This window comes from Pseudomonas wayambapalatensis (assembly GCF_049942315.1).
In the GTDB taxonomy this organism is placed as follows: domain Bacteria; phylum Pseudomonadota; class Gammaproteobacteria; order Pseudomonadales; family Pseudomonadaceae; genus Aquipseudomonas; species Aquipseudomonas wayambapalatensis.
The window spans coordinates 1-9386 of sequence record NZ_JBNFMU010000040.1 but is presented as its reverse complement, the minus strand read 5'-3'; the positions used below and the strand labels follow the sequence as shown (position 1 = coordinate 9386).

The window sequence follows — 9386 nt, the reverse complement described above, 5'->3', positions numbered from 1 at the left end:
CCCCCCCCCGCTCCTACAGGGTTAGGTGATAGTTAGCCCGGATCGCGGAAGTCGGGATGGAAGTCGGCCGGCACCGCCACGCTGACGCTGTCACGGGTGGCGATATCGATGCCTTCGCTGGCCACTTCGGCCAGGAAGTCGATCTGCTCCGGGGTGATCACGTAGGGCGGCAGGAAATACACCACGCTGCCCAGCGGACGCAACAGCGCGCCGCGCGCAAGGGCATGCTCGAAGACCTTCAGGCCGCGGCGTTCCTGCCATGGGTAGGCGACCTTGCCGGCCTTGCCCTTGACCATCTCGATGGCCAGGGCCATGCCGGTCTGGCGCACTTCGGCCACGTTCGGGTGATCGACCAGGTGCGCGGTGGCGCTGGCCATGCGCGCCGACAGCGCTTTGTTGGCGTCGATCACCTGGTCCTGCTCGAAGATGTCCAGGGTCGCCAGCGCCGCGGCGCAGGCCAGCGGGTTGCCGGTATAGCTGTGCGAATGGAGGAAGGCGCGCAGGGTCGGGTAGTCGTCGTAGAAGGCCTGGTACACGTCATCGGTGGTCAGGCAGGCGGCGAGCGGCAGGTAGCCACCGGTCAGGGCCTTTGACAGGCAGAGGAAGTCGGGGCGGATACCGGCCTGCTCGCAGGCGAACATCGTGCCGGTGCGGCCGAAGCCGACGGCGATTTCGTCATGGATCAGGTGCACGCCGTACCGGTCGCAGGCTTCACGCAGCAGCTTGAGATAGACCGGGTGATACATGCGCATGCCGCCAGCGCCCTGGATCAGCGGCTCGACGATGACTGCGGCGATCGTGGCGTGGTGTTCGGCCAGGGTCTGCTCCATGGCTGCGAACATGTTGCGCGAGTGCTCCTCCCAACCCATGCCTTCGGGGCGCAGGTAGCAATCGGGGCTGGGCACCTTGATGGTGTCGAGCAGCAGGGCCTTGTAGGTTTCGGTGAACAGCGGCACATCGCCGACCGACATCGCGGCGATGGTTTCGCCGTGGTAGCTGTTGGTCAGGGTGACGAAGCGCTTCTTGGCGCCTTGGCCCTTGTTCTGCCAGTAGTGGAAGCTCATCTTCAGCGCCACTTCGATGCATGACGAGCCGTTGTCGGCGTAGAACACCCGGTCCAGCCCGGCCGGGGTCATGGCCACCAGGCGCTCGGACAGCTCGATCACCGGCTGATGGCTGAAGCCTGCAAGGATCACGTGTTCGAGCTGGTCGACCTGGTCCTTGATGCGCTGGTTGATGCGCGGGTTGGCATGGCCGAAGACGTTGACCCACCAGGAGCTGACGGCGTCCAGATAGCGCTTGCCCTCGAAGTCCTCGAGCCAGACGCCCTCGCCACGGCGGATCGGGATCAGCGGCAGGCTCTCGTGGTCTTTCATCTGGGTGCAGGGGTGCCAGAGGACCTTGAGGTCGCGCTGCATCCACTGTTGATTCAGGCCCATGGGGCAGATCTCCTGGCTGGGGTGGCGTGTAGGACGGTGTAAGCCTAAGCAAAGGCACCCACAGGAACAACCTTGGGTTTTGTGCTGGCTTCTGCAGGAGCGGGCTTGTCGGGGCGCCGAACCGCCGCGAAGGAGCCACCACAGAAACCTGAACCATTCGAAGCACTTGATAGCGCTGTGCTGGCAGGCTCCCAGGACCTGACGTATTCTTAACGCATCTCTCCCGGGGAAATCCTCCCCGCTTACATTTCGCTTCTGATCCGGAGTTCGCCGACATGGCTGCTGCTTGGGTGCGCCTGTGCGCGTTGGTATTGATTGGTGCATCCAGCGCGGGTGCGCTGGCAAAGGACAAGACCCCCACGGCGATTGTCGTCGGCGGTGGCCTGGCAGGTCTGACGGCGGCCTACGAGCTGCAGGCCAAGGGCTGGCAGGTGACCCTGCTCGAAGCCAAGAGCGGCATGGGTGGCCGTTCGGGGCTGGCGACCAGCGAGTGGATCGGCAACAACAAGGCGCAGCCGGTACTCAATCAGTACCTGGACCGCTTCAAGCTGGAAACCTTGCCTGCGCCCGAGTTCGTGCGTACCCCAGGCTACTTGATCGACGGTGAGTACTTCAGCGCGGCCGACCTCGCCACCAAGCAGCCCGCGACCGCCGAGGCGATCAAGCGCTACGAGAAGACCCTCGATGACCTGGCCCGTTCGATCGATGATCCGCTGAACCCGGCGGCCAACAGCACGCTGTTCGCCCTCGATCAGATCAACGTCTCCACCTGGCTGGACAAGCTGCAACTGCCGGCGACCGCCCGTCAGTTGATCAACCAGCAGATTCGTACCCGCTATGACGAACCCTCGCGCCTGTCGTTGCTCTACTTCGCCCAGCAGAGCCGGGTCTATCGTGGAGTCGGCGATCGCGACCTGCGCGCGGCACGCCTGCCCGGCGGCAGCCCGGTGCTGGCCCAGGCCTTCGTCAAGCAGCTCAAGACCATCAAGACCAGTTCGCCGGTCACCTCCATCGTCCAGGACAAGGACGGCGTCACCGTCAAGGTGGGGGCTGTGGGCTATCAGGCTGACTATCTGGTCCTGGCCGTGCCGCTGCGCGCGCTGGCTAAGATCCAGATGACGCCGGGGCTGGACAATCAGCACCTGGCGGCGCTCAAGGGCACCAACTACGGCTGGCGCGACCAGTTGCTGCTCAAGTTCAAGAACCCGGTGTGGGAGAGCCGCTCGCGCATGTCGGGCGAGATCTTCAGTAACGCAGGCCTGGGCATGCTGTGGATCGAACCGGCGCTCAAGGGTGGTGCCAACGTGGTGATCAACCTGTCCGGCGACAACGCCCGCCTGCTGCAAGCCTTCGGTGACAAGCAGATGGTCGACCAGGTGCTGATTCGCCTGCATGCCTTCTACCCCCAGGCCCGTGGTGCCTTTACCGGTTATGAGGTCAAGCGCTACAGCACCGATGCCGGCACCGGTGGCGCCTACCTGGCCTACGGACCGGGGCAGATCAGCAAGTACTGGCGCCTGTGGGAGCGTCCGGTGCAACGTGTCGCCTTTGCTGGCGAGCACACCGATGCACTTTACCCGGGCACCCTGGAAGGCGCGCTGCGCAGTGGCCAGCGTGCCGCGGGCCAGGTCGAGGACCTGGCCGCTGGCAAATCCTTCGATCCAGTGGTCAAGGCGGCGCCGGTCGCTGCAGCTGCTGCGGGCGCTGCGGCGGTTGGCGCGGCAGCCGGCAAGGACAAGCCTGGCTTCTTCTCCCGCCTGTTCGGTGGCGACGATAAACCGGTGGCCAAGGCCGAGCCGGTGGCCAAGGTGGATGAACCGACACCTGCGCCGCCAGCTCCGGCACCGGCAGCCGCACCTGCGGCGCCTGTGGCCAAGGAGGAGCCCGTCAAGGCTGCCCCGGCCAAGGCCGCACCTGCCAAGCACGTACCCGCGCACAAGCCGCCTGCCAAGCAGGCCAGCAAGCCGGAGCCGGTGAAGAAGGCGGCCGCAAAGGCCGAGCCCGTCAAGAAGAAACCCTCGGCCGACACTCAGGCCAAGGCGAACTGATTGACCATGGCGGGCACCTCGTGGCGTTGCTGCGAAGTGCCCGCGATAGTTCCTACTCTGACAAGTCCCCCGCGCCCGCTTATTGTTAATGTTGACTTAATTGGATGAATTCAAAATAAACTATCGGTTTATTCGATAATAAAAAGCGGACTTTTCCGCTTTAATTCGATATTTATCGCGTTATCTTGTGCACAGCTTTCACGGGGAATACGCCAACATGCAACTGCGCAATTCTGCTTCTCGCTATGGTGCGGTCAGCATCTTCCTGCACTGGGGCGTGGCCCTTGTCGTATTCGGGTTGTTCGGTCTGGGTCTGTGGATGGTCGGTCTCGACTATTACGATCCTTGGCGCAAAGCCGGGCCCGACCTGCACAAGAGCATCGGTCTGGTATTGCTGGCAGTCATGCTGCTGCGCGTACTCTGGCGTTTGATCAGCCCACCTCCACCGGCTCCGGCCAACCACGGGTCACTCACCCGCGTGGCCGCCAAGCTGGGGCACCTGGCGCTGTATCTGGGGTTGTTTGCGGTGATGGCCGCCGGCTACCTGATCTCCACTGCCGACGGTGTCGGCATTCCGGTCTTCGGTCTGTTCGAGGTGCCGGCGCTGGTCAGCAACCTGCCCGATCAGGCGGACACTGCCGGTGTGATTCACCTGTACCTGGCCTGGGGGTTGGTGATCTTCGCCATCCTGCATGCCCTGGCAGCCTTGAAGCACCATTTCATTGACCGTGACGCGACCCTGACTCGTATGCTGGGCCGCAAAGCTTGACTCTCAACCTCAATTGCAAAGGAAGGAAGTAAGGATGTTGAAAAAGACTTTTGCCGCCCTGGCGCTCGGTACCGCTCTGATTGGCGCTGGTCAGGCCATGGCCGCTGACTACAAGATCGACAAGGAAGGCCAGCACGCTTTCGTCGACTGGAAGATCAGCCACCTGGGCTACAGCTTCATCCACGGCACATTCAAGGACTTCGACGGTTCGTTCTCCTGGGACAGCGCCAAGCCTGAAGCCAGCAAGATCAGCGTCGACCTGAAGACTGCCAGCCTGTGGTCCAACCATGCCGAGCGTGACAAGCACATCGCCAGTGCCGATTTCCTGGATGTGAAGAAGTATCCGGACGCCAAGTTTGTCTCCACTGCCGTCAAGTCCACCGGTGACAAGACTGCCGACGTAACCGGCGACCTGACCCTGCATGGCGTGACCAAGCCGGTCACCTTCAAGGCCGTGTTCAACGGCGAGGGCAAGGACCCGTGGGGTGGCGAGCGCGCTGGCTTCAACGCCAAGACCACGCTGAACCTGAACGACTTTGGCATCAAGGGCCCAGGCCCGACTTCCCAGACCCTGGATCTGGACATCAGCCTGGAAGGCGTGAAGCAGAAGTGATTCGCGTCATCTGAAACGACAAGGGGCCGCTATGCGGCCCCTTGTCGTTTCTGTCAGCCCTTGCGGGTCAGCAGCGCCGGACGCTCGCCACGTGGGCGGCTCGGCAGGTCATCCAGTTGCTCGGGCGTTGGGTAACGGTCGAGCTTGGACTCCTTGCGGATGATCACAGGCGTGCTCTGCGGCTCACGCGGATTGCGTACGGCAGGCTCCTGGCGGTTGCTGTCGTCCCGGCGCGCGCGGCCTGGGTTGCCATCACGGCGTGCACCACCACCATTGTTGTTGCGGGGACGCTTCTCGCCAGAGCCCTGGCCGCCTCCACCGTTGTTGCTGCGAGGCTGGCCCGAACCCGAACGCTGCCCCTGGCCTTGAGCCTGGCCGCCGTTGCCGCCTGGGCGACGGTTGCGGCCCTGGTTCTTGCCGTTCTGGTAAGGGCTGACGTAGTCGGCGCGGTTACCGAAGTTGTCGATATCGTCGTCCAGGAATTCTTCCGGGTCGCGATCGGCAGGGACTTTGGGGACATTGCCCTGGGCCTGGCCGGCCTGCTGCTGACGCGGCTTCTTGTTGTCGCGCTGCTTGCGTGGTTCCTGCTTCTTCTGCTGTGGCTTGTCGCCCGCAGTGGCCTTGTCGGCAGGTTTGTCTGCGGCCTGTTGCTTGGCCTTGCCTTTGTCCTTGCCCTTGTCCTTGCGCCCGCCGCTGCCTTCCTTGCTGCCTTCGGCACGTTGCTGCTGGTTGCGCCCGCCGCGGCCGTTATTCTGCTGGCGCTCGCGCACCTCGGGTTTCTCGGCCTCGACCTGCGAGGCATCGAAGCCCATCAGGTCGCCATCCGGGATCCTCTGCTTGGTCACCCGCTCGATGCTCTTGAGCAGCTTCTCTTCGTCAGGTGCCACCAGCGAAATGGCTTCACCGGAGCGGCCGGCACGGCCAGTACGACCGATGCGGTGAACGTAGTCTTCCTCGACGTTGGGCAGTTCGAAGTTGACCACGTGCGGCAACTGGTCGATGTCCAGGCCGCGGGCGGCGATGTCAGTGGCGACCAGCACCCGCACGCTGTTGGCCTTGAAGTCGGCCAGAGCCTTGGTGCGCGCATTCTGGCTCTTGTTACCGTGGATCGCGGCAGCGGTCAGACCGTGCTTTTCGAGGTACTCGGCAAGGCGGTTGGCGCCGTGCTTGGTACGGGTGAAGACCAGCACCTGTTCCCAGGCGCCGAGGGTGATCAGGTGAGCCAGCAGCGCACGCTTGTGGCTGGCGGGCAGGCGGTAGACGCGCTGCTCGATACGCTCGACGGTGGTATTGGGCGGCGTGACCTCGATGCGCTCGGGGTTGTGCAGCAACTTGTCGGCGAGGTCGGTGATGTCCTTGGAGAAGGTCGCCGAGAACAGCAGGTTCTGGCGCTTGGCCGGCAGGCGTGCGAGGACTTTCTTCACGTCATGGATGAAGCCCATGTCGAGCATGCGGTCGGCTTCGTCCAGAACGAGAATTTCCACCTTGGACAGATCGACGCTGCCTTGGCCGGCCAGGTCGAGCAGGCGGCCCGGGCAGGCGACCAGAACGTCGACACCCTTGGCCATCGCCTGGATCTGCGGGTTCATGCCGACGCCGCCGAAGATGCAGGCGCTGATGAAGTTCAGGTCGCGGGCATAGATCTTGAAGCTGTCGTGGACCTGTGCGGCCAGTTCGCGGGTTGGGGTCAGGACCAGGACGCGCGGTTGGCGCGGGCCGTGACGCTGCGATTTGTCAGGGTGGCCACCCGGGAACAGGCGCTCGAGGATCGGCAGGGCGAAGCCACCGGTTTTACCAGTGCCAGTCTGCGCGGCGACCATCAGGTCGCGGCCTTGCAACACGGCGGGAATGGCCCGCTGTTGCACTGGGGTAGGCTGGGTGTAGCCCGCAGCCTCGATAGCGCGGACAAGTGCCTCGGAGAGACCGAGGGAAGCAAAGGACATGGGCAATCCTGTTCTCGTTTGGGCTGAGCCCTGTGGGATGTTCTGCCTGGCGCGACGGGCATCGGTGGGATGCGATCGCGTCCGGTCCAGCTGGGCTTACACTGCGCATCCTGGAGGCGGCGGGCGGGCACTTGAGTGTGCGTCGCTGCTGGTCGAGATGCCTGTTGCGAGGCCGAGCGTCCGGGCGTGAGCCGGGCGGGAAGGCCCGAGTATAACAGAGCTATCGCGAAGTGCTGCGATCCTGCTGCTCAACGGTGTCGAGAAAATGTCCATCGATGTTTGCGTTGCGCGTCTGCAGGGCAGTACAGGCGCGCTCCAGGGTGGTCAGCAGGGCTGTGCTCAGGCTTGCTGTGCGTCGATCAGATGCCGCTCGATATCCTTGTGGCGTGAGCCTAGCGACAGACGAAGGCCGGGTTGGCGCAAGCATTCGCGCAATTGCTCGGGGCTCATGCCACCCTGACGCTGATTGAAGTTTTCCAGGGCCTTGTCCCACCACGCCGTGGCGCAGGCGCGGTCGAATTCGTTGTCGTAGGGATAGCAGCCATAGAGCAGTTCGCGAGCGAACTGGCGGTGACGACTGGGTAGCGTCAGGCTCATGGCCTTGTAACCGAGGCGGTGCAGGGTGGGTGGGCGAGGCAGTTGGTCGTTGACCAGCGTGATGTCGGCCAGCGCGGCTTCGCCGAGCGGATCGTCGCCGTGCTTGCGCAGCCACGCCTGGATCTTGGCACGGAACTGCGCCTTGCGGCTCCAATAGTGGTGGATGACGTCGGTGCAGGTGGCCAGTTGCAGCTTGCGGTAGGCGGCGACCGCCAGGCAGAACTCCTCGAGCGTATAGGCCTCGCGCGCCAGGGGATAGAGCTCGTCCATCAGGGCGATGGAGTGGTCCAGGGTCGTTGCGTCCTGTGCAGTCAGGCCGATGACGCCGGAGTTGACCAGCGGCATCTGGCAGTCGGCCAGGCCACGTTGCTGCAGGAGGGTCAGCAGGTTCTTGTACAGCAGGCACTTCCGGTTTTCGCCGTAGCGTCCGTCGATGGCGTTGCAGAGCACCGCGCCTGGCTTGACCCGGCGGAACAGTTCGATCGGCGACTGGCGGAAGAAGGTGTCGGTGTCGATCAGGACCGCGCGCGGGTGTTGTTCGAGGACCTGGCGCAGCAGCACATGCTTGCTGCGGAAGTGATAGCCGTGGGGCTGATTCCACGTTGTACGCGTGTGCTCATCGAGCAGGTGCACGGTGACGGGCAGCTTGGCGTAGGGTTCGGGGTTGTCGGTGTAGACCTGGATGTCCATGACTTCACCTGGCGTCTTGCGCAGGTTGGCCAGGGCGCTGACGATGCTGAAGCACGCTTCCTGGTGATAGGTAGCCGGGCCGAAGGCGAGGTAGACGAGTTGCGGGGTGTCACAGTTGCACGGCTGCATCGAGGGAAACCTGGTATCAGCTTGAATGATCAAGGCTCCAATCTACGTTCGGAGCCTTAATCATTGCTGAAATTTTTGTTACCAAAAGGTGTCAGCGTGGCAGCTTGAGGTTGTTCCAGATCGCCAGGCTCGGCTCGGCCTGGTTCAGGGTATAGAAGTGCAGGCCCGGCGCACCGCCTTGCAGCAGCTCTTCGCACATGGTGCTGATCACTTCTTCGCCGAATGCCTGGATACTGGCGGCATCGTCGCCGTAGGCTTCCAGTTGCTTTCGGATCCAGCGTGGGATCTCGGCACCGCAGGCGTCGGAGAAGCGCGCCAGCTTGCTGTAGTTGGTGATCGGCATGATGCCGGGCACTACCGGAATGTCCACGCCCAGCTTCTGTACGCGCTCGACGAAGTAGAAGTAGCTGTCGGCGTTGAAGAAGTATTGGGTGATGGCGCTGTCGGCACCGGCCTTGACCTTGTGTACGAAGTTGGCCAGGTCGTCCTCGAAATTGTGCGCCTGTGGGTGCATTTCGGGGTAGGCGGCGACTTCCAGGTGGAAGTGGTCACCGGTTTCCTGGCGGATGAATTCGACCAGGTCGCTGGCGTGGCGCAGCTCGCCACTGGCCATGCCCATGCCGGACGGCAGATCGCCGCGCAGGGCGACGATGCGCTTGATCCCGGCCGCCTTGTATTCGGCGATCAGGGCGCGCAGGTCGTCCTTGCTGTCGCCGACGCACGACAGGTGCGGGGCTGCAGGGACCTTCACTTCGTTTTCCAGTTGCAGCACGGTGTTCAGCGTGCGATCGCGGGTCGAGCCGCCGGCGCCATAGGTGCAGGAGAAGAAGTCGGGGTTATAGGTGGCCAGTTGACGGGCAACGGCCATGAGTTTTTCGTGACCGGCATCGGTCTTGGTCGGGAAGAACTCGAAACTGTAGCGGCGTTCCTGGGACATCGGTCGTTCCTCTGGCAGCGTGCCTCAAGCGTCAGGCTGCAAATAAAAGCCAGATCGGTGATGGCCGATCTGGCTTGGGCGTAGTTCAAGATCCTTGCGCTGCTGGGGGGAGAAAAGCGGGACACACGACCCTTAGTCGCGGAACACATCGAGCTTTAAAAGGACGTCGAACGAACAGAAAAAAAAACACCCGACCCCCCCCCCCCCCCCCCAAGCCCGGG

At 63.4% G+C, this 9386-nt stretch carries 7 protein-coding genes; 3 read left to right on the top strand and 4 right to left on the bottom strand.

The window, feature by feature from the left end; translation table 11 throughout:
* Nucleotides 1–32: 32 nt before the first annotated feature.
* Nucleotides 33–1439: an adenosylmethionine--8-amino-7-oxononanoate transaminase gene (locus ACPZMI_RS01020; RefSeq protein WP_426351500.1), complete on the bottom strand. Its 1407-nt coding sequence runs from the start codon at nt 1437–1439 to the stop codon at nt 33–35.
* Between the two features lie 275 nt (nt 1440–1714).
* Between ACPZMI_RS01020 and ACPZMI_RS01015 the strand changes: the two genes are divergently transcribed.
* From ACPZMI_RS01015 to ACPZMI_RS01005, 3 genes are all read left to right on the top strand, one after another.
* Entirely contained in the window at nt 1715–3487 is a 1773-nt protein-coding gene (locus ACPZMI_RS01015; RefSeq protein WP_426351499.1) for a flavin monoamine oxidase family protein, read from the top strand.
* 217 nt (nt 3488–3704) lie between these two features.
* Complete coding sequence (locus tag ACPZMI_RS01010; protein ID WP_186711853.1) at nt 3705–4256, top strand: cytochrome b; 552 nt, start codon at nt 3705–3707, stop codon at nt 4254–4256.
* A 34-nt stretch (nt 4257–4290) separates the two neighbouring features.
* Entirely contained in the window at nt 4291–4869 is a 579-nt protein-coding gene (locus ACPZMI_RS01005; RefSeq protein WP_054894828.1) for a YceI family protein, read from the top strand.
* Nucleotides 4870–4922: 53 nt separating this feature from the next.
* On the opposite strand, the gene rhlE2 is transcribed toward ACPZMI_RS01005, so the two are convergent.
* The 3 genes from rhlE2 to metF form a co-directional block, all read right to left on the bottom strand.
* Nucleotides 4923–6812, bottom strand: coding sequence for an RNA helicase RhlE2 (gene rhlE2, locus ACPZMI_RS01000; RefSeq protein ID WP_426351498.1), 1890 nt, complete (start codon nt 6810–6812; stop codon nt 4923–4925).
* A gap of 339 nt (nt 6813–7151) precedes the next feature.
* Nucleotides 7152–8228 carry a hypothetical protein gene (locus tag ACPZMI_RS00995; RefSeq protein WP_426351497.1) on the bottom strand — a complete coding sequence of 359 codons (1077 nt, stop codon included), beginning with the start codon at nt 8226–8228 and terminating at the stop codon, nt 7152–7154.
* Between the two features lie 91 nt (nt 8229–8319).
* Nucleotides 8320–9165 (bottom strand): methylenetetrahydrofolate reductase [NAD(P)H], encoded by an 846-nt coding sequence (metF, locus tag ACPZMI_RS00990; RefSeq protein WP_186665829.1) that lies wholly within the window; start codon nt 9163–9165, stop codon nt 8320–8322.
* Nucleotides 9166–9386 lie beyond the last annotated feature (221 nt).